Here is a 24,642-nt window from a genome sequence, read left to right as displayed (position 1 = left end):
GGGGCTCGGTGGCAAATCAGTAGCAATGCTCGGGGGTGGGGAAGCTGCCGTCCTTGACGGCACTGACGTAGCTCGCCACGGCCTCGTCAATGCTGGCGGCTCCTGCCATGAAGTTCTTGACGAAGCGCGCCTTCTTGCCGGGATAGACGCCGATCATGTCATGCAGGACGAGCACCTGACCATTGCAGTCTGCACCGGCGCCGATGCCGATCGTGGCCATCGAGGTGAGGCTCGCGGTGATCTCGCGGGCGACGGTCGCCGGTACCATTTCCAGCACCAGCAGACCTGCGCCGGCCTGTTCGAGCGCGAGCGCGTCGGCCTTCAAACGGGCCGCGCCTTCTTCGCTGCGGCCCTGGACGCGGTAGCCGCCGAGCTGGTGCACGGATTGCGGCGTGAGGCCGATGTGCGCGCAGACGGGAATGCCGCGCTCGACGAGGAAGTGGATCGTCTCGGCCATGAAGGCCCCGCCTTCGAGCTTGACCATTTGCGCGCCGGCAGCCATCAGGCGCGAGGCGTTGCGCAGGGCCTGGGTGGGGCTTTCCTGGTAGCTGCCGAAGGGCAGGTCGGCGACGATGAACAGCCGGCTGCTGCCGCGTGCGACGCATTCGGTATGGTAGACCATGTGCTCGACGGTGACGGGGAGCGTCGATTTCTGTCCCTGCAGCACGTTGCCGAGCGAGTCGCCGACCAGTGCGACATCGATGCCGTTGCGATCGAGCAAGGCGGCGAAGCTCGCGTCGTAGCAGGTCAGCATGGCGATCTTGCGGCCTTCGGCGCGCATCTTGCCCAGTTCGAACAGGGTGACGGGTTTATCGTCCTGAAGGTAACTCATGGGGACTCCAAGGAAGGGCGCGAGTGTTTCGCAATCGCGGCCGGATGCCGGCCTTGATCCGCGCTCGGGAGAGACTCAGCCGGCGTAGGCGAAGAACTCGCGGTAGCTGCGCATGTTGCGCAGGCGCTCGAGGAGCAGCTCGAAATCGTCGTCGTGATCGACGGGGTTGAGGACTTCGGCGTCGACGATGAAGAGCGGCGCCGCGTCGTACTGGTAGAAGAATCGGGCGTAGCGGTCGGCGACGCGCTCGAGGTATTGCTCGGTGATGCGGCGTTCCGCCTCCATGCCGCGGCGGCGCACGCGTTCGATCAGCGTCTCGGGCTTGGCCTGCAGGTAGATCACGAGATCGGGCTTCGGCGTCGAGACCGGCTTCACGCTCTCGAAGACCCGTTGGTACAGCGCCAGTTCATGGTTCGCGAGATTCAGGCTGGCGAAGAGCGGATCCTTGTCCAGCACGAAGTCCGAGACGATGCGCTGGTGCTTTTCGAAGCTTTCGGTGAGCGTCGCGAGCTGGTCGATGCGCTGGAACAGGAAGTGCATCTGCGTCGGCAGGGCCCAGCGCTCCGGGTCCTGGTAGAACTGCGCGAGAAAGGGGTTCAGTTCCGGCTGCTCATGCAGCGGCTGACCGTCGAGTCGCTCCGCGAGCCGGCGCGTAAGCGAGGTCTTGCCCGCGCCAATGGGCCCTTCGACGACGATGTAACGAGCCTTGTCGAGCATGCCTGGGATCAGCCTTGGTTACGAAAAATGAAATAGACGGCCCCAAGCATACACAAGGCGGCCCAAAGGAAGTCAAGCTTCATCGGCTGTTTCATGTACAGCACGACGAACGGAACGAAGACCAGCAGGGTGATGACTTCCTGCATGATCTTCAGCTGAGCGAGGCTGAGCTCCGTGGCGCCGATGCGGTTTGCCGGCACCTGAAGCAGGTATTCGAACAGGGCGATTCCCCAACTCACCGTCGCGGCGACAAACCAGGCCCTGCCTTGCAGGCTGCGCAAGTGGCCGTACCACGCGAAGGTCATGAAGACGTTGGACGCGGTGAGCAGGATGGCAGTCTGCACCCACGTGGGGAAGGTCTGGAACCAGGCGATCATGACGGGATGGAACGTTCAGGCTGCGGGCGCGAGGCGTTCGATGGCCTGGTCTGCGACCGCGGGGAGCAAGTCGGCGATGGGGCCGCGGCCGGGGATGACCAGGTCCGGGGCGATTTCGGCCAGCGGCACGAGCGTGAAGGCTCGCAGGTGCATGCGCGGGTGCGGTACGACGAGGTCCGGCTCGTCAATGCATTCGTCGCCGTAGAGCAGCAGATCGAGGTCGAGGGTGCGCGGCGCGAGGTGGTATTCGCGCGTGCGGCCCTGACGGCGTTCGAGTTCGAGCAGGGCATCGAGGAGCACGCTGGCGGGCAGTGCGGTGTCGATCGCCGCGACGGCGTTGAAGTAGTCGGGCTGTCCGGCCACGCCGACGGGCGCCGTGCGGTAGACGCTGGAACGGGCGACGAGGCGCGTGTCGGGCAGCGTGCCGAGGGCGGCGAAGGCCGTTTCGAGCGCGGCAACGGGGTCGCCGAGATTCGCGCCGAGCGCGACGTGGGCGCGGACCGGCGCCTTGGCGGGCACCGGATGGCTGGGGGCGACGCTCATGATGCTTCGGTGGCTGTGGCGGTGGCTTCAGCGGGCTTGCGACGACGACGACGGCGTTTGCGTTCGGGGGCCTCCGCGCCGGCGTTCGGTGCATCGGCGAGGAGCTGTTCGCGGGCATCGTGCCCCGCGTGTGCGAAGCGGTCCCACCATTCGGGCAGTGCCGAATCGATTTCGCCCGACTGCGCGCGCAGGCGCAGGAAGTCCCAGGCGGCGCGGTAGCGCGGCTGCTCGATGAGGCGGAACGGGGCCTTGCCGGAGCACTTTTCGAAGCGCGGCTGCAGGGCCCAGATCTCCTTGATGTCGCCGACGATGCGCTTGGTGATCGCGAGCTTGCCGGCCTGCTGGTCGAGCACTTCGTCCATCGCCGAGAAGAGCGCGGGCTGGTTGTGCTCGCCGTTCTTGCGGCGGGCTTCCCAGTTGGCGAGCACTTCGTGCCACAGCAGGGTGGCGAAGAGGAAGCCGGGAGAGACGGGTTTGTCGGCGCGCACGCGGTCGTCGGTATTTTCGAGCGACAGCCAGACGAAGCGCTCGCCGAGCGGTTGTTCGAGGATGACGTCGAGGAGCGGCAGCAGGCCGTGGTGCAGTCCTTCTTCGCGCAGTTGTTTCAGGCAGCGCACTGCGTAGCCCGAGAACAACAGCTTCAGCATTTCGTCGAAGAGGCGCGCGGCGGGAACGTTTTCGAGCAGCGACGCCATGTCGCGGATCGGGTGGCTGGCAGCCGGGTCGAGCGTCAGGCCGAGTTTGGCGCCCAGGCGCACGGCGCGCAGCATGCGCACCGGATCTTCACGGTAGCGCGTGCGCGGGTCGCCGATCATGCGCAGCGTCTTCTGCTGCAGATCGGCGACGCCGTGGTGGTAGTCGATGATCTGCTCGTTGCCCGGGTCGTAGTACAGCGCATTGACGGTGAAGTCGCGGCGCGTGGCGTCCTCGGCCTGCGAGCCATAGACGTTGTCGTGCAGCACGCGGCCGTGCTCGTCGGTGACGGCGTCTTCGGCGGCCTGGTTGGCGCGGAAGGTCGAGACCTCGATCGTTTCGGGGCCGCTCATCACGTGCACGATCTTGAACCGGCGGCCGATGATGCGCGAGCGGCGGAACAGCGCACGCACTTCCTCGGGCGTGGCGCTGGTCGCGACGTCGTAGTCCTTCGGCGGATGGCCGATCAGCAGGTCGCGCACCGCGCCGCCGACCACGAAAGCCTTGTGGCCGTGCTCCTGCAGCGTCATGCAGACCTTGCGGGCGGCAGGCGATAGTTGTTCGCGGCGGATGCCGTGCTGGGTGACGGGAATCAACGCAGGTTCGGTGTTGATGGGCGTGGCAGCGCGGCGAAAGACCTTGCGCAGCAGCTTGCGGATCATTGGCAAGAGGGGTGTTCTGTCAACATAAGCTGCTAATCATAACCGATGACCGGGCGGATGCGTGGATGCATCGCCACGGTCCGGCTCGTCAGCGCAGCGAGATCACCGGCCAACCGGCCGCGGCGGCGTGTGCGCGCAGGGTGTCGTCGGGGTCGACGGCGACCGGATGGGTGACGCGCGACATCAGCGGCAGGTCGTTGTGCGAGTCGCTGTAGAACCAGCTGTACTCGAAGCTGCCGAGGTAGAGGCCGAGCGATTCGAGCCAGTTGTCGACGCGTTCGATCTTGCCGCCCTTGAAGGCCGGCATGCCGCGCGGCTTGCCGGTGAAGGCGCCGTTTTCCTGTGCCGGAATGGTCGCGACGAGATGCGGGATGCCGAATTCGCGCACGATCGGGCCGGTGACGAAGCTGTTTGTGGCGGTGACGACGGCGATCAGGGCGCCGCGTTCGGTGTGTTCGCGCACGAGGGCGCGGGCCTTGTCGGTGATCATCGGCGCGACCGCGGTCTGCATGAATTCGCGGTGCCAGGCGTCGAGCTCCTCCCGCGAGTGGCGGGCGAGGGGGGCGAGCTGGAAGTCGAGGAATTCGAAGATATCGAGGGTGCCGGCCTTGTACTGCTCGTAGAACTGGACGTTCTTCGCTTCCTGCACTTCGCGGTCGAGCACGCCCTTGGCGATCAGGAACTGGGCCCAGGCGAAATCGGAGTCGCCGGCGAGCAGGGTGTTGTCGAGGTCGAATAGGACGAGATCCACAGGTGTTTCCTTGTATTCCGAAGAGGGAGGCACGATTCAGATTTCGAGCCCGGATTGCATCATTTCGCGCAGCAGTGGCAGCGTGACGGCGCGCTTGCGTTCGAGCGAGGCGGTGTCGAGGGCGTCGAGGACGGCGAGCAGGCTCGGCAGGTCGCGCCGTCCGTGGCGCATCAGGAAGTCGATGACGTCGTCGGCCAGACGCAGGCCGCGGCGCGCGGCCAGCGTCGCGAGGATCGCGGCACGGGATTCGTCGTCGAGCGGACGGACCTCAAAGATAAGGCACTGGCCGACTCGGGTGCGCAGGTCTTCGCGCAGCGCGAGCGCGAGCGGCGGGGCGTCGCCCGCGAGCAGCAGTTTCTGGCCGAGCGTGCGCGAGCGGTTGAAGGCATTGAAGAGGCCGATCTGCGCGGCCGGCGCGAGGGCCTGGATGTCGTCGACGGCGAGCAGCAGATCGGGCGTTTGCGGGAGTTCGTCGGCGACGGTGGCGGCGTCGACGTAGGCGGCCGGCTTGCCGGCCTTGATCGCGGCGTCGACGGTGGCGCGCAGCAGGTGGCTGCGTCCGCATCCGCCGGGGCCCCACAGGTAGAGGTGGCCGGGGAGGGCTTGCGGGTCGAGAAGGGCGGCTATCAGCTCCTGGTTGGCGCCGACGACGAAGTTGTCGAGGGTCGGAGGCGCATCGGGGCGGATGTCGAGTACGAGCTGTTTCATTGCAGCGGGATGTCCGTGGTGGCGTCGCCGAGGTAGAGGCGGCTCGCGAGCCAGGCTTTGCGCACCTCGCGCAGGCCGACGAGGATCGCGGCGCTGGCGGGCAGGGCGACGAGGATGCCGACGAATCCGAAGAGTTGGCCGAAGGCCATCAGGGCGAAGATCACGGCGAGCGGATGCAGGCCGATGCGTTCGCCGACGAGGTAGGGGGTGAGCGCGAAGCTTTCGATCAGTTGGCCGAGGCCGAAGACGATCGCGACGCCGATCAGGGGCGGCCAGCCTTGGGCCTGCAGCAGCGCGGAGATGATCGCGAGCAGCAGGCCGCCGCCGAAGCCGACGTAGGGAATGAAGACGAAGAGCCCGGTCACGACGCCGACGGGCAGCGCGAAGTCGAGTCCAGCGAGCCACAGGCCGGCGCTGTAATAGATGGCGAGGAGCAGCATCACCGAGAGCTGGCCGCGCAGGAATTCGGACAGCACGGAGTCGATCTCGGCGAGGATGCGCATCGTCGGTTCGAGGGCCGGGCGCGGGATGATGTCCTGGAGGCCGGCGAGTACGCGCGGCCAGTCCTGCAGCAGGTAGAACATCACGACCGGGATCAGGAAGAGGCTCGCGACGAGGCCGAGCAGCGCGCTGCCGCTCGCACGCAGTTGGCCGAGGACGATGGGGATGAAGTCCTGGGCGCTCGCCCAGTTCTCACTGACCCAGTTGCGCGCGGAGGCCGCGTCGATCTGCACGTCGACCCCGAAGCGCGACATCAGGAGTGGCGCCACGCGCTGGTTGATGAGTTCGATCAGGTCCGGCAGGCGCCGCAACAGCGCGATGGCCTCGCGGTAGATCAGCGGGCCGAGGATCACGAGCAGGAGCAGCAGAGCGAGCCCCGCGCCGAGGATCACGAGGAGCACTGCGGCGGCGCGTGGGATGCGCCGGGCGGCCATCCAGTTCACCGCCGGGTCGAAGATGTAGGCGAAGACCGCGGCGATCGCGAAGGGGGCGAGGATCGGCGCCAGCGCGTAGAAGAGCCCGATGAGCGCCAGCGCAACGCCGGCCCAGGCGGCGGTTTGCAGACGGTCGGCGCGGGAAGGGTTCATTTCGAGTAAAATCGCGGACTTGGCGCGGGCGAAGAATGGCCCGCGAAACCCGTAAATGTAGCCACTTGGCGTTGCGGCCTCAAGTTCCGCAGCCCGCCGGGTCGGCCAGAACGCGCATCCCGCAAGCCTGAGGAACGATCTTGAGCTCCCCCAAAACTTCGCTTTCCTACCGTGACGCCGGTGTCGATATCGATGCCGGTGACGCCCTCGTCGACCGTATCAAGCCGCTGGCGAAACGCACCATGCGCCCCGAAGTGCTGGGCGGCATCGGCGGCTTCGGCGCGCTGTTCGAGCTGTCGAAGAAGTTCCGCGAGCCGGTGCTGGTGTCCGGCACCGACGGCGTCGGTACCAAGCTGAAGCTCGCGTTCCAACTGAACAAGCACGACACGGTCGGCCAGGATCTGGTCGCGATGAGCGTGAACGACATCCTCGTGCAAGGTGCCGAGCCGCTGTTCTTCCTCGACTATTTCGCTTGCGGCAAGCTCGATGTCGATACGGCGGCGGATGTCGTCGGCGGTATCGCCCGTGGTTGCGAGCTGTCGGGCTGTGCGCTAATCGGCGGTGAAACTGCCGAGATGCCGGGCATGTACCCGGACGGCGAGTACGACCTCGCGGGCTTCGCGGTGGGCGCGGTCGAGAAGTCGGAAATCATCGACGGTTCGAAGATCGTCCCGGGCGACGTGGTGCTGGGCCTCGCGTCGAGCGGTGCACATTCGAATGGCTATTCGCTGATCCGCAAGATCATCGAGCGTGCGAAGCCGGACCTCGACGCCGATTTCCACGGCCGTCCGTTCCGCGACGTCGTGCTCGAGCCGACCCGCCTGTATGTGAAGTCGATGCTGGGCCTGATGCGCGCGATTCCGGGCATCGTGAAGGGCATGGCGCACATCACCGGCGGCGGCCTGACGGAGAACGTGCCGCGCATCCTCGCCGAGAACCTGACCGCGAAGATCGACGCCGCGTCGTGGACGCTGCCGCCGCTCTTCCAGTGGCTGAAGCAGGAAGGCAACGTCGACGACCAGGAGATGTACCGCGTGTTCAACTGCGGCGTCGGCATGGTCGTGATCGTGTCGGCCGAGCAGGCCGATGTGGCGGTCGCGAACCTCGAAGCCGCGGGCGAGACGGTGTATCGCCTGGGCCGCATCGAGGCGCGCGCGGAAGGCGTGGCACAGACGACGGTCGGCTGAGCGCTGCTTGGTGGAGGCGTCCGGATGGAGGCCTCCACCCGCCTGAAAGGCTGCGGGCAGCCTCAGGCTGGGCACCGTCCTGGTGCTTCCGCCGGCCGGACGTTCTATACTGGCCGAACCGTGTCAGGATGCGGGTGAGGGCGGGAGCACATCATGGAAATCTCGAACAGTCTGGCTTCGGCGGATCTCTCGCAACTGCAGCGGACCCTGCAGCCGCAACGCCCGGAGCGCCCTCCGCAGGCACGTGCGCAGGAAGCCGAACAGGCGGACCTGAGCGTCACGATCAGCGATCAGGCGCGTGCGGCGCAGCAGCTCGACGCGACTGTCGCGGCATCCGGTGCGGCCGCGGCGGAAACGGCTCCTCCCGTCGATGCGCCTCCGCGGAGCGAACGCGCCGATGAAGTGCATGCCGGGGCGGGCGGCAACACGCCGCCGCTGCCTCCAGGGCTCGCAGTTCGTGCCGAACACGCGTCGGCTACATCGCCGGCCGATCCCGCCGCGCCGAGAACGCCATCGCGCCAACCGGACGAGGCGACGGCGGCTGGCAACCAGGCGGTGCAGCTCTACCTTGCCAACGCGGCCCAGCCGGAGAACCGGCCCCGCACGGCGCCGATTCGCGCTTCCGCCTGACCAGGCGCGGAAGGCGTTATCAGCCTTCCAGCCACGCCTGCGCCGTCTGGCGCACGGTTGCGGCGAGATCGGGCCGCAGGCAGTCGATCTCCTGCAAGTCCTGCCACGCTTCACGGAACTGCCGCTGCCAGGTGAGCTGCCGTTTCGCGAGTTGGCGCGTCGCGGCAATCCCCTTGAATTTCATCGTGTCGTAGTCGTCCCGTCCGCCGAGGTAGTCCCACACCTGGCGGTAGCCGACGCAGCGCATCGACGGCATGGCCGGGTCGAGGGCGTAGCGGGCGCGCAGCGCCTGGACTTCGGCAATCAGGCCGGCTTCGAGCATCTGGGCGAAACGGTCTTCGATACGCCGATGCAGGACCGCGCGGTCCGACGGCACCAGCGCGATCGTGAGCAGGCGGAAGGGGACGTCGTCGTCTTCGCGCTGCGCGTAGCTGTCGGCGACCGGGCGGCCGGTGAGGCGGACGATTTCGAGCGCGCGCTGGATGCGGTGGCCGTCGTTGGGCTCGAGGCGCGTGGCGGCGTCGGGGTCGAGGCGCGCGAGTTCGGCATGCATCGCCGGCCAGCCGCGCTCGGCGGCTTCGGCGTCGATCTGCCGGCGCAGCTCGGCGTCGGCCGACGGGAGATCCGACAGGCCGTCGCGCAGTGCCTTGAAGTAGAGCATGGTGCCGCCGGCGAGGACCGGAATGCGTCCGCGTGCGGTGATGTCGTGCATCAGCGCCAGCGCATCGGCACGGAAGCGCGCGGCGGAATAGTTCTCCTCGGGCGAGACGACGTCGATCAGGTGGTGCGGGCACTGCGCGCGTTCGTCGGCGCTCGGTTTCGCGGTGCCGATGTCCATATCGCGATAGACGAGGGCGGAATCGACGCTGACGATTTCGATCGGCAGGGTCTGGGCGAGCGCGAGCGACGAGGCGGTCTTGCCGCTTGCGGTGGGGCCGAGGAGAAGGATTGCCGGGGGATGCATCGGGACGCTGAGAGGGCGGAAGTGGCCGCCATGATAGCGACGGCCGCGGCTTCCCGCTCGTTGCGGGAGTGAATAAATCCGCGATGGGGAATGTCCCGGAAGTCGTCAGAAGTGGACGCGCAGGATGACGGCGGCGCGGGAGTCGGTTTCGGTCGGCTGCTGCGGCGAGCGGTGGTTCAGGTCGAGCACCCAGGTGAGGCTCGAAGCGCGCGACAGCGGGATGCCGTAGTCGAGGCCGACCCGCAGCGAGATGGCGTCGGCGACCACCGGCGTCAGGCCGTCGAACAGGGCGCCGGTGCTGGGAGTGCCGGGAACGGGGCGGGAAATCGTGATCGCCAGGCGATCGTTTTCGACCAAGGTGTTGCGGCCGACCACGCCGAATGCGAAGGATCCGTTGCGAACGACGTCTATGGTCGGGCTTACGCCGCTCACCGTCACCGTGGCGGCGAGGGGGACGCAATACTGGGCGCCGACCATCCAGTTTTCGCTGACCTGGTGGCTTGCCCAGGCGGCCGCGCTGCGCGGCTGTCCGCCGCCGAAGCTGATCGGTGCGCCGGAAACGGCGGCCGGACCGGACCCGTGTTTGGGCGTGCGGCCCCATTGCAGTCCGACGGAAGTGTCGTGCGTGATGGAGAGGTCGAAGTGGCCGCTTGCAGCCGCTTGCGCGTGAAGAGGGAATGCCAGGGGGAGAAAGGATTGTGCCGCGACGGGAGCGGAGAGAGCCCCGGTAACGAGGAGCGCGATCAACTTCAGACTGTGCATTCCGGGCCTCTTGGTGTTGCATCAAACGCCAAGAGTGCCTTGCACGAAAAAACGCGAGCAGATCGACTCACCAATCGGCAGCCCCGCTGGTCTGTCCTCGCTGGAGGATTTAACCCGGTGGCTTTGCGGCCCCGTCTTTCGACGGGTGTGCCCTTGACCGAGCTATTTTTGCATGAATGTACGCATTTGTGTCAATCGATTTTGGTCCGATTTTGTGCGCTAAGTATCAGAAATTACGACGGAAAATCACCGCGATGCCTGCGTCTTGCCGGCCGGCTATATGGTCGGCATTCTGACGCAGATCGAAAGTCAGACTGAGGCTCGATGTACGCGGAAGGGGTATGCCATAGTCAATTCCGAGACGCAGTTCGCGATGGGTGCTGGCGAGCGCGATGCGACGCGATTCGAATATCGGTTCCCCGTCCGCGTTGACATCGACCGGTACGCTGAGACGTCCGCTGCCGGCGTTGATGCGCATCGGGCTCGAAAACGTCAGTGTGAGGTGGTCGTCGTCGACGAGAGCGCCGCGGCCGATCAGCGCGAACGCGAAGGCATTGGCGCGTACGCTGTCGAAAGCGCGTATCAGGCCCTTGCCCTGCCCGTCGCTGCGCGCGACCGAATACTGGCCGGCCACCGTCACACTGCCGGTGAGACGATGGCTTGCCCACGCGCCGACGCTGCGGGTACGGGCGCCGTCCAAGCCCATCGCGTCGCCCGAGGTCGCGCCGAGGAAGGACCTTGCCTCGCTGACCTGGATCCATTGCAGTCCGGCCGAGGTGTTGTCGGTCAGGGCGTATTCGAGCTCGCCGATCGCGGCCCGTCCGCCTGGCCGGTTGGCGGCTATCGGAGGAGCGGCCGCGGGAGCGGCCGAGTTCGACGTGCTCGGCGATTCGCCCGAGGCAAGCACGCCGCTGCGAACGCGCAGTTTTCCGAACGCCGTGCCGAAGGCCAGTTGCGTCGAAGGGCGGGCGAGGCCGAGCCACGGGTTGTCGAGGCGCGGCCCCGCCGATGCGAGGCCGAAGTAGCTGCCGGCGAGTGTGCCGGAGGCAAACGCGACCTCGCTGCCATTCGCGAGCCGGAGGACGACGCTGCTCGCGACGAGGCGGGGGGCGTCGACGGGGGTTTGGACCCGCGTCAGGGCCGCATCGGAAACGGCCAGCAGCCGCGAGCCATCGGGGAGTTGTTGCTCGGTCACCTGCAGCGGATGCCCGGCTGCAGCGAGCACATCGGCGATGCTTTCGCGCGAAGGTGGGCGGATGCCGGCGCCGAGGTCGGCGGTGAAGTCACGGTTGAAGGCGTCGACCACGATGCCCTGGAAGAGGCCGGCGCGGGCCGCCGCGCGCAGGCCGCTCCAGGTTGCGACGGAGGCAGTGACGGCGACGCTGGCGGTGCCGCCGAAGCGTTTCGTCGAGCCTTTTCGTGCGGCTTTGCTTACCGGGATGGCGAGTTCGCCGGCAGGCTGCATGGCGCGTTGTACGTTCAGGAGCCCTCTGCCATACACCGGATCGACACCCGGCTCGCCGAGATCCGTGGCGGTCTCCAGGAGGATGGCTGCGACCTGTCCTGCCTTGAGCTGGGGCCACGCCCCTTCGAGGAGCGCAGCGGCGCCCGACGCCACCGCGGTGGAGATCGAGGTGCCGCTGGCGAAGATGTAGCTGCCGTCGGTCCAAGACGAGGCCACATTCACGCCGGGCGCGACGAGGAACCAGTTGGCGGTATCGCCGGCGCGGTTCGAAAAGCTCGCAATCCGGTTGTCGGCATCCGCCGCGCCGACTGCGACGATCTGGCCCTTCGCCCAGCCTTCCTTCGCATAACGTGCTGGCCACAGCGGCGATTCGCCGCCGGTGTTGCCCGCCGCGGCCAAGACCAGCTTGTCGGCCTTGACGGCCTTGCGCAGCGCGCCTTCTACGCCACCCCCGAGTGGGCTTTCGGCGCCGAGACTGAGATTGATGATGGACATGCCGCGGGTGGAGCTGGCGCGCTTGAGCCCCGCCGCGAGCGAGCCGGGCGTCGCCGACCCGCCGGCCGAAAAGATCTTGATCGGCAGGATCTTCGCGTCGGGGGCGATGCCGTAGCTGAAGCCGGTGCCGCTCGAACCTGCGATGATAGCGGCCACCAGCGTGCCGTGTCCGTCGTCGTCGGCGAGCGCGACATTGCGTCGGCGTGTGGCGTCGTACATCCGCGAGCTGGCGAGCTGACTTGCGAGTTCCGGAAGGGTGGCCTGTACGCCCGTATCCAGCAGCACGACTGTCGAGCCCAGGCCGGTCAGGCCGGCGGCATTGGCGATGTCGGCGCCGATTTGGGTGTGAGCGAGACCGTAGCGGATTTCCCCCTCGGTAAGCGGCGCCATCTGCAGTCCGATACCCTCGGCGAGCGCCTGGGGCGGGCAGGCAACGGCGAGCAGGAGCGCGAGCCGCGGCGATGCAAAGTGCATGGCATAGGGCTTCACCGTCGTATCCCCCGTCGAGTCGACCCGAAAGCGGCGGGTCGCCGTATCGGCAACCCCGCTGGCCTGTCTTCTCGGAGGATTTAGCCCGGTGGTTTTGCGGCCCCGTCTTTCGACGGGTGTGCCCTTGCTGCGCTCTTTTTTTCTAGCACGAGAGGGTGCGGTCCGCTATATCCATATTGTTGCCGTGGTCAAACGTCAGTCCGTCGCGCGCTGGCGCAGCAGCACGATTACCAGCGTCGCCGCGGCGAGCATCGCGCCGCCGAAGAAGGTCCAGGCAGCACCGGCGCTCTCCCATAGCAGGCCCGCGAGTGTGCTGGCGATGAGCATTGCGATGCCGCTGACGAGGTTGAAGAAGCCGAAGGCCGTGCCGCGCAACGGGGCCGGTGCGGTGTGGGCGACCATGGTCGCGAGCAGGCCTTGGGTCATGCCCATGTGCAGCCCCCACAACACGATGCCCGTGCCGAGGCCGAGCCATCCGGCGCCTGTCGCGAGGGCGAGGTCGGCAAGGATCAGGATCGCCAGCCCGGCGGCGAGCAGGTGAGCGTGATTCATGCGGTCGGCGAGCTTGCCGAAGGGGTAGGCGGCGAGCGAATAGACGATGTTCATGGCGACGAGCACGAGCGGTGCGTAGGCGACCGCGAGGCCCGCGTCGAGCGCGCGCAGTACGAGGAAGGCTTCGGAGAATCGCGCCAGTGCAAAGAGGGCGCCGACCGCGACGACCCACCAGTAGGCGCGCGGAAGGCGGCGCAGGCTGTCGCGGCGAAGCGGATTGACGACCGGGCCGGCGTGCACATGCGCGGGCTCCCTGACGCCGAACAGCAGCAGCGCGACGGACAGGAAGCCAGGGATGATCGCGACCCAGAACACTGCGCGGAAATCGTTCTGCCACAGCAGCATCAGGCCCATCGCCAGCAGCGGTCCGCAGAAGGCGCCCACCGTGTCGAGCGACTGGCGCAGTCCGAAGGCGGCACCGCGCGCCTCGGGTGGCGCGATGTCCGCCACCAGCGCGTCGCGGGGAGCGCCGCGGATGCCCTTGCCGACGCGGTCGATGAGGCGGGCGACGAGCACTGTGCCGGGACCCGCGGCGATCGCGAAGAGCGGCTTTGACAGCGCGCCGAGCCCGTAGCCCAGCACCGCGAGCGGTTTGCGCTTGCCCCAGTAGTCCGACAGCATGCCGGAGAAGATTTTGACGATCAGCGCCGTCGCCTCCGCGGCACCCTCGATCAGGCCGACGATGAAGGGGCCGGCGCCGAGCGAAGTCACGAGGAACACCGGCAGCAGGCTGTGGATCAGCTCGGACGAGACGTCCATCAGCAGGCTGACGAAACCGAGCATCCAGATCGCCGCGGGCAGGCGTACCGGAGCGGGGGCGGGCGGGGGGGATGGCGAGGAGGGGGCAGGCGGGACGGTCATCGAGGCGGAGGCGCGAGGACTCGCGGGCAATGAACTGCTTGCCATTCTGTCATGGCGCACCGCAGCAGTCGAAATAACCTGGATCAAGGATTGCGCCGCGTCAGCCATCTAGCATGGATCCAAATCCTCTCATGATCGAATTCGTCGCACTTCCTGCCATGAACCTTTCCGCGCATCCTCTGTGGCTCGTCGGCTTCCGTCCCTTCTTCAGCCTGGCCTTCCTGTCCGGCCTGAGCCTGCCCGTGTTGTGGGCGTTGATGTTCGCTGGCGTGCTGGCGCCGCCCGCGGCGAGCTTTTCTCCGACGCAATGGCATGCGCACGAGATGTTCTTCGGTTTCGGCTGGGCGGTGATGGGCGGCTTCCTGCTGACGGCGACGAAGAACTGGGTGCAGATCCGCGGCTATCACGGCCCCATCTTGATGACGCTGGTGGCGGCTTGGCTCTTCGAGCGCGTCGGCATGGCCTGCGGCGGTGCCTGGCCGCCGGCGCTGTTCTGGTTTTCGAACACCGTCTTTCTCGGCTCGATCGTCGCGCTGCTCTTGTGGACGCTGGTGCGCTACCGCAAGCAGGACAGCTTTCGCGACAACTATTTCTTCCTGCTCGTGCTGCCCGCCTTCGTCGCGGCGAAGGTGCTGATGCTCGACCCGGCGCATTTCCATACGGGCGTGACGGTGGCGCTGGGCCTGTTCCGCGTCGCCTTCCTCGTGATGCTCGAACGCACGCTAACGCAATTCATGAAGGGCGCATTCCAGGTGGACCTCCTGCGCCACCCGATGCTCGATAACCCGATCAAGCTGCTCGCGCTGTCCCTGGTGTTCCTGGATGCGATGCCGAAGGCGATGGCCGGCGCGCTGCTGGTGACGCTGGCCTTCCTGCTCGCCGCGCGGATCGCGCTGTGGAAGCCGCATCTGGCGATGCGTCGGCTGGAACTCGCGATCATGTACCTTGGCCAGATCGCGATCGTCGCGCAGTTGCTGACCGAGTTCGTGGCGCTGCACCGCGCGCCGGCGTGGGTCGGGAGTGTCTCGGTGCATCTCTTCACCTTCGGCGTGATCGGGCTGATCGTCCCGGCGATGCTGATCCGCATCTCGAAAGGGCACACCGGACGGAAGGTGGTGTTCGATGCCGGCGACCGCCTCGTCCTGTGGATCATGATTGCCGCATTCGTCGTGCGGATCGTGTTGCCGCAGCTCGCGCCCGCAGCCTACACGGCGTGGATCGGGCTCTCGGCGGCGGGCTGGTTCGCGTGCTTCGCGATCCTGGGCTGGCGCTACATTCCCTTCCTGCTGCAGCCGCGGGTGGATGGGAAGGTGCACTGAGACATGTCAGCGCACGGCGTCGTCGGGAGCTTGCGGGATGCGCCGACTGCGCGGCGGGGCAACGTGGAGGGCGCGGGCGCGCAATTGGCCGCAGCCGCCATCGATGTCCTGGCCGGCCGACTGGCGCAGCTTCGTCAGGATGCCGCGGCGCTGCAGCCGAGCGGCGATCGCGTCCGCATGCTCGCGTGTCGGTCGGCGGAATTCGCTGCCCTCGACCGTGTTGAACGGGATCATGTTCATGATCGCGTACTTGCCGGCGAGCAGGCGCACGATGCCTTCGATTTCGTCGTCGTTGTCGTTGACGCCCTCGAGCAACGTCCATTGATACTGGATCGGGTAGCCGGTTGCGCGCGCGTACGCTTCGCCCAGCTCGACGAGTTCCGCCGGTTCGATGCGCGGGGCGCGCGGCAGCAGTTGCTCTCGGAGTTCGGGACGGGTCGTGTGCAGCGACAGCGCCAGCGCGGGCCGGACGCGGCCGAGCGGCAGGCGCTCGAACACGCGGCGGTCGCCGACGGTCGAGAAAACCAGGTTCTTGTGGCCGATGCCGCCTTCGGTGCCGAGCAGATCGATCGCCTCGAGCACGTTGTCGATGTTATGCGCGGGTTCCCCCATGCCCATGAAGACGACCTTCTTGACCGGGCGTCGCGTGCGGGCGAGAACGACTTGCGCGACGATCTCGGCGCTGCCGACCTGGCGCAGCAGGCCGTCGCGGCCAGTCATGCAGAAGGTGCAGCCCACGGCGCAGCCGACCTGCGACGACACGCAGACGCCGTCACGGAGCAGCAGGACGCTCTCGACCGCCTGGCCGTCGGCCAAGTCGACGAGAAGGCGCGCCGAGCCGTCTTCGCCCGGATGTTCCGAGCGCACGCGGGCAAGGCCGGCCAGCTCGTCGGCGAGGGCGGGCAGGGCGTCGCGCAGCGGGGCCGGAAAGAAGTCTGCGGCGAGGCCGCGGCGCGTGGTGTCGAGCCGGAGCGCGTGCGTCCACGAGCGCAGCACCTGCTGCTCGTGGCAGGGCTTGGCGCCAAGGTCGCGCAGGCGCTGGCGGAGGTGTTCGATTCGCATGGGAAGGCGGATGTTAACATCGCTCGGGCGCTGCCGGTAGCGGCAACGTACGGGCGAACCTGGTCGCGTGCGTCCGCAGGGGCGTGCTGCCATAATCGCTTCATCCCGTGTGATGCGGGCCCGGCCCGTACGCCGCGTCGGCGATGGGACAACCATTTCTGGAGTGTCGCATGAGTGCCTGGAGCTGCCCTCACGATTTGGATGGCGTCTGTCAGCGCGTGAATGGCGCGCGCTGCGACCCGGGCATGCGCGGTTGCGTGCTCGAAGGCAAGGTGCGTTTCGCGCGCGACGAGATGAACCGCGAGCGTAAGCCGGTGAAGGCATCACCGGTGCGGGAAGAACAGCCGAAGGACGCGCCTCGGCCGGTTCGGCGTCTGCCTTTCTGATGAGGTCGCCGTCGTGACGGGCAGCGTGCTGCCAACGGGCCGTATGCCGCTGCTCGCGGGCAGCCTTCTCGCGGCGCTCGGCATCGCGCTCGGCGCCTTCGGCGCCCATGGGCTGCGCAACCTGCTGGGGCCGACCGAACTCGGCTGGTGGCAGACCGCCGTCCAGTATCAGATGTGGAACGCGGTCGGGCTCCTCGGCCTCGGTGCTGCGGGTGTCTCGCGCAGCGCGCTCCCGACAGGGCTGCTCGTGACCGGCACTCTCGTGTTCGCCGGGACCCTGTACCTCATGGCGCTCAGCGGCCTGCGCTGGCTGGGGATGATCACGCCGATCGGCGGGGGATTGATGATCGCCGGGTGGTTGCTGGTGGCCTGGCGGGTATGGCGCGCCTAGGAGCGAGCCGGGCGGGACCCGGCTCGCCGCTCGCGCACCGATCCGTTCAGGCGGGTTCGGAGAACTGCAGGTAGGGCCGGGTATCGGGGCCGATGCGGATGCGATGCATCTCGGTCAGCCCGTTGGCCTTGATCAGCACCGTGTAGGCGCCGTCCGCGAACGGCCCGATCGCGCTCGCGCCGTCGAGCGCGACTTGCGTGACCGGACGCCCGGTCGTATCGAGCACGCGCACCCGCGCGAGTGGCCCGGTCACGACGACGGCATGCGTGGCGGGCAACGCGAAGGAGTGCAGGTAGGCGCTGCGGCGGACGCCTTCGCTGCGCGCGCCGGTTCGGCTCGCCTCGTCGAACTGCCGCGCGGGTGGCTGCGCGTCGTCGTCGTCCGCGTTCGCCGGTCCGAGGTTGCCGAGCGCGAAGCTCGCGGCGGCGAGGTGCAGGAAGTGCTGTAATACGCGCCGCGAGATTCGGTGGTTTTTGTTCTTCATGCGTCTCTCCATTGAAATCAGCCGAGATCGATCGGCACGAAGATGCGCGCGTCCTCGCGCTGGATCAGCAGCGCCACATGCTTGCCGGCGCCTGACAACTGCTTGCGCAGCTCTTCCGCGCCGGTGACCGGGCGGCCATTCACGGAAATGATCACGTCACCGCGCTGAATGCCGGCCCGGGCCGCCGGGCCGCTGGCATCGAGCACCAGCAGTCCGCCCTTGGTGTCGGCCTGGCGCTGCTCCTCGGGCGAGAGCGGGCGCACAGCGACGCCGAGGCGGCCGCGGTCGGCCGAGCCTTCGTCATCGCTCGCCACCTTCGCCGGCTTCTGCTCGCCGACGGTGACCGTCACGTTCTCGGTCTTGCCCTTGCGCCAGACTTCGAGCTTCACAGTCTTGCCCGGTGCGACCGCGGCGACCTTCGGCGGCAGTTCGGCCGAAGACGCGACCGGCTGCCCATCGATCTTCAGGATCACGTCGCCCGCTTCCAGGCCCGCCTTCGCGGCCGGGCTGCCGGACTCGACGCTGCTGATGAGCGCGCCGCGCGCCGAATCCAGGCCGAAGGACTCTGCGAGCGCCTGGTTCACGTCCTGGATCGCCACGCCCATTCGGCCGCGCGTGACCTTGCCGTGCGCGAGCAGCTGATCCTTCACGTGCGCCGCGACATCGATCGGGATCGCGAACGACAGGCCCTGGTAGCCGCCGGACTGGCTGTAGATCTGCGAGTTGATGCCGACCACTTCGCCGTTGAGGTTCAGCAGCGGTCCGCCGGAGTTGCCGGGGTTGATCGCGACGTCGGTCTGGATGAAGGGCACATAGCCTTCGTCGGGCAGCGAGCGCGATTTCGCCGACACGATCCCGGCCGTTACGCTGTTCTCGAAGCCGAAGGGCGAACCGATCGCGAGCACCCAATCGCCGACCTGTGCGCTGGCGGGGTCGCCCAGCGGGACGGTCGGGAGGTCGTGCGCGTCGATGCGCAGGACCGCGATGTCGGTCGGCTTGTCGATGCCGATCACCTTGGCGCTGAATTCGCGCTTGTCGGTGAGCTTCACAGTGACGTGGTTGGCGTCGGCGACGACGTGGGCGTTGGTCAGCACGATGCCGTCGGGGCTCACGATGAAGCCCGAGCCGAGGCCGTGCGTGATCTGCTCGCCTTGTGGCACCTGGAGTTGCGGCCCGAAGCGGCGGAAGAAGTCGTAGAAGGGATCCTCGGGATCGAGTCGGCCCAGCGGCGACTGTCCCCGTGCCGAAGTCTTCGTCGTGCCTTCGACGCTGATGTTCACGACGGCCGGGCCGTAGCGCTCGACGATGCTGCGGAAGTTCGGCAGCGCGACGCCCGCGGTGTTCGAAGCGGGCGCCGTGATCGCAGGCAGCATGCCGGCGTGGGCCGGCGCCATCGAGCGGACGGCCTCGTAGCCGCCGAAGGACAATGCCGCCAGCGCTGCGGCGGTTGCCGTGAGCTTGATTGCCAGAGTCTTCATTTCGGGCTCCTGTGAAGTAACGGGCGGAGGTGATCCGCGACGTTGCCAATTTAGCGGGGCCCGGCTTAACGCAAACTTAAGGATCGGGGGAAATTCCCCGCGGCGGACCTTCTGGCGCTGCCGGCGGGAATCCCACCGATACGCGCAGGCCGCCGAGCGGCGATTCGTCGAGCACGAGCCTCGCGCCGTGGCGTTCGGCGATGCTGCGCACGATCGCGAGGCCCAGTCCGCTGCCCGGCTGCTCCTGCCCCGCGGGGCGATAGAAGCGGTCGAGCACGCGTTCGCGTTCGTCCAAGGGAATGCCCGGGCCGCTGTCGCTCACGCTGAGCCAGCAGCTCGTGGCATCGGTGCCGGCGTCCGCCTTGACCGCAACGTCGACGCGGCTGCCCTCGGGCGAATAGCGGATCGCGTTGTCGATCAGGTTGCCGACCAGCGTACGCAGTGCCGCCGCATCGCCCATGATGGAGAGCGTGTCGTCGAGCGTTTCCGCCCCGAGATCGATGTGGCGCGCGTCGGCCACCGTGGCATGGTCGGCGAGACTCTGGCGCGCGACATCCGCGAGCCGCAGCCGCATCTGGGGCGAGCCGGCCGCGCCGGGCTCCTGGCGCGCGAGCGTCAGCAACTGCTGCACCATATGTGTCGCGCGCTGCAGGCCGGCGCGCAATTCGCCCATCGCGGCCTGGCGCGTCGCTTCGTCGCTGGCGCGTTCGCATAGCTGGAGCTGGATCTGCAAGGCCGCGAGCGGCGTGCGCAATTCGTGCGCGGCGTCGGCGACGAAAGCCCGCTGGGCGCTCAGGGCCTGATCGAGGCGGCCCAGGAGGCGGTTCAGGGCGGTCACCAGCGGCCGGGCCTCTTCGGGTACGCCCTCCGGTCGCAGCGCCTCGAGGGAGTCCGGCCGGCGGGCGGCGACTTCGCGCGTGAGCCGTTCCAGCGGACGCAGGCCGCGCCCGACGAGGTACCAGATCAGGATGCCCAGCAGCGGGATCAGCGCCAGCGAAGGCACGAGCGTACGGAGGGCCGCACGGGCCGCGATGCGACTGCGCACCGCCATTGGCTGGGCGACCTGGATCACGTGGTTGAGCAACGGAATCGAGAACACGCGCCAGTCGCCTTCGGTCGTCTTGACCGTGTTGTAGCCGAATTTCGCGAGCGACGGCAGCACGCTGTGTGGATGCGAGAGGTAGAGCTGCACGCCGGTTTCGTCCCAGATCTGGATCACGAAGTCGAACGAGGGCTCGGGCGGTGCGAGCCGCGGCCTGTCCGGGCCGCCGAACTGCTGGTCGCGCAGCGACAGCGCGAACTGCCGCAGCTGGTAGTCCATCAGCTCGTCGACCTCGTTGCGCGCAGTGTCGTAGGTCGCGATGCCGCCGATGGCGAGCACGAGCACCACCGCGCCGAGCAGCGACAGGAGGAGCGTCCGGCGCAGCGACCTCATGCCGGCTCCGCCACGTAGTAGCCCACGCCGCGCATGTTGCGGATCCATTCGGCGCCGAGCTTGCGCCGAAGCGCGTGGATGTGCACCTCCACGGCGTTGCTTTCGACCTCCTCTTCCCAACCGTAGATGCGCTCCTCGAGCTGGCTGCGCGACAAGGGCCTGCCGGGCTGTTCGAGGAGCGCGCACAGCAGTGCGAACTCCCGGGTCGAGAGGCGCACCGGCACGCCGTTGAGCGTCACCGCGTGGCTGGCCGGATCGACCTGCAGTGCGCCGAGCGTGATTAGTGGCTTCGCCTGGCCGCGTTGGCGGCGGAGCAGGGCGCGCACGCGCGCACCGAGTTCGTCGAGATCGAAGGGCTTCACGAGATAGTCGTCGGCCCCCGCGTCGAGCCCGCGCACGCGGTCGGCGACAGCGTCGCGGGCAGTCAGGATGATGACCGGGACCGCCTTCCCGGCAGTACGCATATGCTTCAGGAATTCGATACCATCGCGACGTGGGAGCCCGAGATCCAGCAGCAGCATGTCGTACGGGTTGTCCTGCACGGCCAGTTCCGCGGCGATGCCGTCGCGCACCCAGTCCACGGCATAGCCATCCTGGCGCAGCGCCTGCTGCACGCCGGCGCCGATCATGGGATCGTCTTCGATTAGCAGGAGTCTCATCGTGGGCGTAAGGTCGAAAACGCGTGTGGCCGGGAAGTGCCGGGGATTCTAATGGACGGATCCGTCATCAAGAAGAACGAGTGGGGTCATGGTGGATACTTTCAGGAGCGGGCTGCTCGCGCTGTGCCTATCGTCGCTCGCTTGGGTGGCTGTGGGCGGCAACGACGCAGTGCCGGCGGTCGAAGACCGGGAGGTCCATGTCGAGCGCTCGCGCCGCGGCTTCAGCGTCGATCTGCAGATGCACGCCCCGGTCAGCCAGTCGGTGGCCTGGGCGGTGCTGACCGATTTCGACCACATGGCGGCTTTTGTTCCCAATCTCAAGTCGAGCCGCATCGTCGAACGCGGCGAAAATGCGCTCAAGGTGAACCAGAGCGGAACGGCGCGCTACGGCATCATCATGATCGATTTCGAATCGGTGCGCGACATCCGGCTGGTCCCCGAGCGCGAGATCCATTCGCACGGCGTCGGCGGCAACGTCAAGCACATGGAAAGCGTCATGCACCTCGAGCCGGAAGCCGACGGCACGCGCCTGCAGTACCACGCCGAGGTGGAGCCCGATTTCTGGTTGCCGCCGTTGATCGGCCCGTCGATGGTGCGTCACGAAACAGCTGAGCAGTTCTCGGCGATCCTGCAGGAAATGGCGCGCCGTCGTTGATCGGAGCGCTGCTGCTAGATTTAATTTTCTTAATGCTCCGGCAGGATTCTCCTTAATGCGGCCGGGTTCAGACTGCTTTCACGACGACGCCATCGTCGATTTCACTTAGGAGAGTTGTAATGAACGCCAAGCTTCTGAAGACCCTGGTCGCCGCCACTGCCGCTGCCGTCGCCCTGTCCGCCAGCGCCGTCGCCTCGGCTGCCGATGCCACCGACACGACCGCTGCCGCTCCGGCCAAGCACGCCAAGAAGGCCGTGAAGCACACCGCCAAGAAAAAAGCCCCGGCGAAGAAGGTTGCGCCGAAGGCTGCTCCGGCCGCTCAGTAATCGGTCTGCGACACCCGGACGGCGACCGCCAACCGCACGCCTGACGTGGACCACGGGAACCCAACATGGCCCCGTTCTTCCAATCGTCGTGGTCGCGAGCTGCGGTCGCCGTCCGGATGCGCCTTTGCGCCCTGACGGCCTGCTTATCGATGGCAGCCGTCGCCATCGCGGCCGGTGCGCAAGCGTCGGGAGGGAACGCTCCTTCCCCCGTCTCCCCTGTCGCGGTACCCTTCGCAGCCCCGAATGCCGCACCGATGCGCTCGGTCCGCGTGTTCCGCATCTACGGCTGGCGATCTCTCGAACCGCGTACCGCGATCATCTGGCTCGGTGTCGATGAGCCTTACGTACTGAAGGTGCGCGGCGACTGCCGTGAGCAGGATCAGTCGATTCCCACTGCGCTCGCTCTGCGCGACTCGCACCTCGTGCCCGGTCGCGACCGCCTGCAGTTTCCGTCCGGCGCGTGCGTGATCGATAGCCTTGTGCGGGCCGACCGGAATAAACTGCGAGCCAGTTCGATCACTCCCGCCGCGGCGAACGCCATCCGCCTCATCCAGGAAGCCCCGCCGCAACGCAAGCCCCGATGAAAATACTCCTCGTCGAAGACGATCCGCAGCAGGCCCGTTACATCTGCAAGGGATTGCAGGAGGGCGGCCACACGGTCGACGTCGCCGGCGACGGACGCGAGGGGCTGTTTCTCGCCACCACTGAAACCTACGACGCGCTGGTGCTCGACCGGATGCTGCCGCGCGTCGATGGCCTGACGGTATTGCGTACGCTGCGAGCGTCGGACATCACGACGCCGGTCGTGATCCTCAGTGCGCTGGGCGAGGTCGATGATCGCGTCGCGGGCCTGCGGGCCGGGGGCGACGATTACCTCGTCAAACCGTTTTCGTTGATCGAGCTGCTTGCCCGGCTCGAAGCCTTGCAGCGGCGTGGCACGCCCGCGGCGCGCGAGAGCGCCGAGCGCACGCGGCTGGTCGTGGCCGATCTCGAAATGGATCTCCTGCGCCGCGGCGTGTCGCGGGGCGGCCGGCGCATCGAGCTGAAACCGAAGGAGTTCCAGCTGCTGGAATTCCTGCTGCGCCATTCGGACCAGGTCGTCACGCGGGCGATGCTGCTCGAAGCGGTATGGAATTACCATTTCGACCCGCAGACGAACGTGATCGACGTGCACATCTCGAACCTGCGCGCGAAGATCGACCTGCCCGGGCTGCCTCCGCTGATCCACACGGTACGCGGCGCCGGTTACCGGCTTGGTGCCGATGCCGCCTAGGCCGCTCGGCGCGCGTCTGCGCGCCTGGCTCAACAGCCCCTTCCATCGCTTTGCCGTGGTCCTGCCGGCGGCGATCGCGCTGATCGTCGGGGCCTTGTTCTACCCCTTGTTCCGCGAAGCCGAAGGGCATATCCGCGATGAAGTGCGTGCGGCCATCGCGCTCGAGATCAGCGGCCTCGAAGAGCATTACCACGAACGCGGGCTGCCCGGCCTGCGCGAGGTGCTGCAGCGGCGCATCGATGCGGCGGCCGACCAGGACGCGGTCTACCTGCTCACCGACCGCGATGGCAAGCCCGTGATCGGCAACCTGCCGGAGTGGCCGGCCGGTGCCCGCGTGGCGGACGAGAGCTGGTTCCATGTGCGCGAGGCCGACGGCAGCATTCTCGAGGGGCAGGTGTTCCTCCTGTACGGCGGAGACCGTCTGCTCGTCGGCCGGCACTCGCCGCTCGAATCCTTCCAGCAGCGCATGGCGTGGCGGATGTGGGGCTCGGCAGTGCTGATCATCCTCGTCGCCGGCGTGATCGGGTGGTTCTTCATGCAGCACCTGCATCGCCGCCTCGAACGGCTCGCGCTCGAAGCGGGCCGGATCCAGGAGGGGCACCTGTCGCAACGTCTGAGCCTGAGTCCGCGCGATGACGAACTCGACGTGCTTGCACGGCGCTTCAATACCGCCTTTGACGAGATCGAAAGGCTCGTCGACGCCGCCAAACACGTTTCTTCCGCGATCGCGCACGACATGCGGCGCCCGCTGATTGCGCTGCGCCAGGCCGTCGACCAGGCGAGCGAGGAGGGGGACACCGATCCCAGGTTTCGGGCACGACTCAAACAACTGGGCGCGCATACCGACGAGCTGCTGCGGACCTTCGCCGCGTTGCTGAGCCTCGCGCGCATCGAGGCCGGCGCGCACGGGCCGAAGATGCAGGAAGTGGACCTCTCCGCGATCGTGCACGACGCGATCGACCTGTACGAGCCGGTGGCCGACGCCCAAGGGCGCGAACTCGTCGGTCGCTGCGGGCCGGCGGCGGTGCGGGGCGACCCGGACCTCTTGTTCCAGGTGCTGCAGAACCTGATCGAGAACGCGCTCAAGTACGGCGCGGGGACGATCGAGGTCAGCGTCGGTACGGACGCGACACGGCAGGTTGTCCTGCGGGTGCGCGACCATGGCAATGGAGTCGCTGATTCGGATCTGCCGAGGCTTTTCGAGCGCTTCTATCGAGCCGATGCGAGCCGCAGTGCACCGGACGGTGCCGGCGTCGGCTTGGCGCTCGTGAAGGGGATCGCCGAGGCTCATGGCGGCAGCGCGTCGGCCCAGCATGCGTGGCCGGGCCTGGCGGTGGAAGTCGTGCTGCCCGCGGCCGGGGAGGCAGTGGCCGTGCGTCCGACCGAACTCGCCTGACC

At 67.6% G+C, this 24,642-nt stretch carries 27 protein-coding genes and 2 riboswitches; of the genes, 10 read left to right on the top strand and 17 right to left on the bottom strand.

Annotated elements, in window-relative coordinates:
* Positions 1-16 precede the first annotated feature (16 nt).
* The 8 genes from panB to AZKH_RS17085 form a co-directional block, all read right to left on the bottom strand.
* The gene (gene panB, locus AZKH_RS17120) at positions 17-832 is read right to left on the bottom strand and encodes a 3-methyl-2-oxobutanoate hydroxymethyltransferase (protein WP_015437050.1); all 816 of its coding nucleotides are present in this window, start codon (positions 830-832) and stop codon (positions 17-19) included.
* A gap of 75 nt (positions 833-907) precedes the next feature.
* Positions 908-1,549 (bottom strand): deoxynucleoside kinase, encoded by a 642-nt coding sequence (locus tag AZKH_RS17115; RefSeq protein ID WP_015437049.1) that lies wholly within the window; start codon positions 1,547-1,549, stop codon positions 908-910.
* A gap of 8 nt (positions 1,550-1,557) precedes the next feature.
* Positions 1,558-1,926 carry a DMT family protein gene (locus AZKH_RS17110; RefSeq protein ID WP_015437048.1) on the bottom strand — a complete coding sequence of 123 codons (369 nt, stop codon included), beginning with the start codon at positions 1,924-1,926 and terminating at the stop codon, positions 1,558-1,560.
* A 15-nt stretch (positions 1,927-1,941) separates the two neighbouring features.
* A complete protein-coding gene (gene folK, locus AZKH_RS17105; RefSeq protein ID WP_015437047.1) occupies positions 1,942-2,469 on the bottom strand; it encodes a 2-amino-4-hydroxy-6-hydroxymethyldihydropteridine diphosphokinase in 528 nt (175 codons plus the stop codon).
* The gene (pcnB, locus tag AZKH_RS17100) at positions 2,466-3,824 is read right to left on the bottom strand and encodes a polynucleotide adenylyltransferase PcnB (RefSeq protein ID WP_015437046.1); all 1,359 of its coding nucleotides are present in this window, start codon (positions 3,822-3,824) and stop codon (positions 2,466-2,468) included. Before pcnB ends, folK begins: the two co-directional genes overlap by 4 nt.
* Positions 3,825-3,912: 88 nt before the next feature.
* Positions 3,913-4,575 (bottom strand): HAD family phosphatase, encoded by a 663-nt coding sequence (locus AZKH_RS17095; protein WP_015437045.1) that lies wholly within the window; start codon positions 4,573-4,575, stop codon positions 3,913-3,915.
* A 36-nt stretch (positions 4,576-4,611) separates the two neighbouring features.
* Positions 4,612-5,283, bottom strand: coding sequence for a DnaA regulatory inactivator Hda (gene hda / locus AZKH_RS17090; RefSeq protein ID WP_015437044.1), 672 nt, complete (start codon positions 5,281-5,283; stop codon positions 4,612-4,614).
* On the bottom strand, positions 5,280-6,371 hold the full coding sequence (locus tag AZKH_RS17085) for an AI-2E family transporter (protein WP_015437043.1): 1,092 nt from the start codon (positions 6,369-6,371) through the stop codon (positions 5,280-5,282). The genes hda and AZKH_RS17085 overlap by 4 nt, the downstream gene beginning before the upstream one ends.
* Positions 6,372-6,511: 140 nt before the next feature.
* Between AZKH_RS17085 and purM the strand changes: the two genes are divergently transcribed.
* Together purM and AZKH_RS17075 are read left to right on the top strand one after the other, a co-directional pair.
* On the top strand, positions 6,512-7,558 hold the full coding sequence (gene purM, locus AZKH_RS17080) for a phosphoribosylformylglycinamidine cyclo-ligase (protein ID WP_015437042.1): 1,047 nt from the start codon (positions 6,512-6,514) through the stop codon (positions 7,556-7,558).
* 153 nt (positions 7,559-7,711) lie between these two features.
* On the top strand, positions 7,712-8,188 hold the full coding sequence (locus tag AZKH_RS17075) for a hypothetical protein (RefSeq protein ID WP_015437041.1): 477 nt from the start codon (positions 7,712-7,714) through the stop codon (positions 8,186-8,188).
* Between the two features lie 19 nt (positions 8,189-8,207).
* Here the strand turns inward: AZKH_RS17075 and miaA are convergent, their stop codons facing one another.
* The 4 genes from miaA to AZKH_RS17055 all read right to left on the bottom strand — a co-directional run bounded on the left by miaA (position 8,208) and on the right by AZKH_RS17055 (position 13,698).
* The gene (miaA, locus tag AZKH_RS17070) at positions 8,208-9,152 is read right to left on the bottom strand and encodes a tRNA (adenosine(37)-N6)-dimethylallyltransferase MiaA (protein ID WP_015437040.1); all 945 of its coding nucleotides are present in this window, start codon (positions 9,150-9,152) and stop codon (positions 8,208-8,210) included.
* A 105-nt stretch (positions 9,153-9,257) separates the two neighbouring features.
* Positions 9,258-9,914: a hypothetical protein gene (locus tag AZKH_RS17065; protein WP_015437039.1), complete on the bottom strand. Its 657-nt coding sequence runs from the start codon at positions 9,912-9,914 to the stop codon at positions 9,258-9,260.
* 73 nt (positions 9,915-9,987) lie between these two features.
* Positions 9,988-10,076, bottom strand: a riboswitch (cyclic di-GMP riboswitch).
* Positions 10,077-10,140: 64 nt separating this feature from the next.
* Positions 10,141-12,363: a S8 family peptidase gene (locus AZKH_RS26995; RefSeq protein WP_015437038.1), complete on the bottom strand. Its 2,223-nt coding sequence runs from the start codon at positions 12,361-12,363 to the stop codon at positions 10,141-10,143.
* Positions 12,364-12,408: 45 nt separating this feature from the next.
* Positions 12,409-12,496: riboswitch (cyclic di-GMP riboswitch) on the bottom strand.
* 62 nt (positions 12,497-12,558) lie between these two features.
* The gene (locus AZKH_RS17055) at positions 12,559-13,698 is read right to left on the bottom strand and encodes an MFS transporter (RefSeq protein ID WP_015437037.1); all 1,140 of its coding nucleotides are present in this window, start codon (positions 13,696-13,698) and stop codon (positions 12,559-12,561) included.
* A 209-nt stretch (positions 13,699-13,907) separates the two neighbouring features.
* Here AZKH_RS17055 and AZKH_RS17050 point away from each other — a divergent pair, with 209 nt between their 5' ends.
* The gene (locus AZKH_RS17050; RefSeq protein ID WP_015437035.1) at positions 13,908-15,095 is read left to right on the top strand and encodes an NnrS family protein; all 1,188 of its coding nucleotides are present in this window, start codon (positions 13,908-13,910) and stop codon (positions 15,093-15,095) included.
* Positions 15,096-15,101: 6 nt separating this feature from the next.
* Here AZKH_RS17050 and AZKH_RS17045 read toward each other — a convergent pair whose 3' ends face one another.
* Positions 15,102-16,157 (bottom strand): RNA methyltransferase, encoded by a 1,056-nt coding sequence (locus AZKH_RS17045; protein ID WP_015437034.1) that lies wholly within the window; start codon positions 16,155-16,157, stop codon positions 15,102-15,104.
* A gap of 170 nt (positions 16,158-16,327) precedes the next feature.
* Between AZKH_RS17045 and AZKH_RS17040 the strand changes: the two genes are divergently transcribed.
* Complete coding sequence (locus AZKH_RS17040; RefSeq protein WP_015437033.1) at positions 16,328-16,543, top strand: hypothetical protein; 216 nt, start codon at positions 16,328-16,330, stop codon at positions 16,541-16,543.
* A gap of 13 nt (positions 16,544-16,556) precedes the next feature.
* Positions 16,557-16,934, top strand: coding sequence for a DUF423 domain-containing protein (locus AZKH_RS17035; protein WP_015437032.1), 378 nt, complete (start codon positions 16,557-16,559; stop codon positions 16,932-16,934).
* Positions 16,935-16,980: 46 nt separating this feature from the next.
* On the opposite strand, the gene AZKH_RS17030 is transcribed toward AZKH_RS17035, so the two are convergent.
* The 4 genes from AZKH_RS17030 to AZKH_RS17015 all read right to left on the bottom strand — a co-directional run bounded on the left by AZKH_RS17030 (position 16,981) and on the right by AZKH_RS17015 (position 20,990).
* Positions 16,981-17,418, bottom strand: coding sequence for a hypothetical protein (locus AZKH_RS17030; protein ID WP_015437031.1), 438 nt, complete (start codon positions 17,416-17,418; stop codon positions 16,981-16,983).
* Between the two features lie 17 nt (positions 17,419-17,435).
* Positions 17,436-18,896 (bottom strand): DegQ family serine endoprotease, encoded by a 1,461-nt coding sequence (locus tag AZKH_RS17025; RefSeq protein ID WP_015437030.1) that lies wholly within the window; start codon positions 18,894-18,896, stop codon positions 17,436-17,438.
* A gap of 76 nt (positions 18,897-18,972) precedes the next feature.
* Entirely contained in the window at positions 18,973-20,331 is a 1,359-nt protein-coding gene (locus AZKH_RS17020) for an ATP-binding protein (RefSeq protein ID WP_015437029.1), read from the bottom strand.
* Complete coding sequence (locus AZKH_RS17015) at positions 20,328-20,990, bottom strand: response regulator (RefSeq protein WP_015437028.1); 663 nt, start codon at positions 20,988-20,990, stop codon at positions 20,328-20,330. The genes AZKH_RS17020 and AZKH_RS17015 overlap by 4 nt, the downstream gene beginning before the upstream one ends.
* An 88-nt stretch (positions 20,991-21,078) precedes the next feature.
* Between AZKH_RS17015 and AZKH_RS17010 the strand changes: the two genes are divergently transcribed.
* From AZKH_RS17010 to AZKH_RS16990, 5 genes are all read left to right on the top strand, one after another.
* The gene (locus AZKH_RS17010) at positions 21,079-21,645 is read left to right on the top strand and encodes an SRPBCC family protein (protein ID WP_015437027.1); all 567 of its coding nucleotides are present in this window, start codon (positions 21,079-21,081) and stop codon (positions 21,643-21,645) included.
* A 119-nt stretch (positions 21,646-21,764) separates the two neighbouring features.
* On the top strand, positions 21,765-21,971 hold the full coding sequence (locus AZKH_RS17005) for a hypothetical protein (RefSeq protein ID WP_041656328.1): 207 nt from the start codon (positions 21,765-21,767) through the stop codon (positions 21,969-21,971).
* Positions 21,972-22,036: 65 nt separating this feature from the next.
* On the top strand, positions 22,037-22,555 hold the full coding sequence (locus tag AZKH_RS17000) for a DUF6491 family protein (protein WP_369795067.1): 519 nt from the start codon (positions 22,037-22,039) through the stop codon (positions 22,553-22,555).
* Positions 22,552-23,244, top strand: coding sequence for a response regulator transcription factor (locus AZKH_RS16995; RefSeq protein WP_015437025.1), 693 nt, complete (start codon positions 22,552-22,554; stop codon positions 23,242-23,244). The genes AZKH_RS17000 and AZKH_RS16995 overlap by 4 nt, the downstream gene beginning before the upstream one ends.
* Positions 23,234-24,640 (top strand): cell wall metabolism sensor histidine kinase WalK, encoded by a 1,407-nt coding sequence (locus AZKH_RS16990; RefSeq protein ID WP_015437024.1) that lies wholly within the window; start codon positions 23,234-23,236, stop codon positions 24,638-24,640. The genes AZKH_RS16995 and AZKH_RS16990 overlap by 11 nt, the downstream gene beginning before the upstream one ends.
* Positions 24,641-24,642 lie beyond the last annotated feature (2 nt).

Origin of the sequence: Azoarcus sp. KH32C, assembly GCF_000349945.1 — a bacterium.
GTDB lineage: Bacteria > Pseudomonadota > Gammaproteobacteria > Burkholderiales > Rhodocyclaceae > Aromatoleum.
This window is presented reverse-complemented; position numbering and strand designations above follow the sequence as displayed.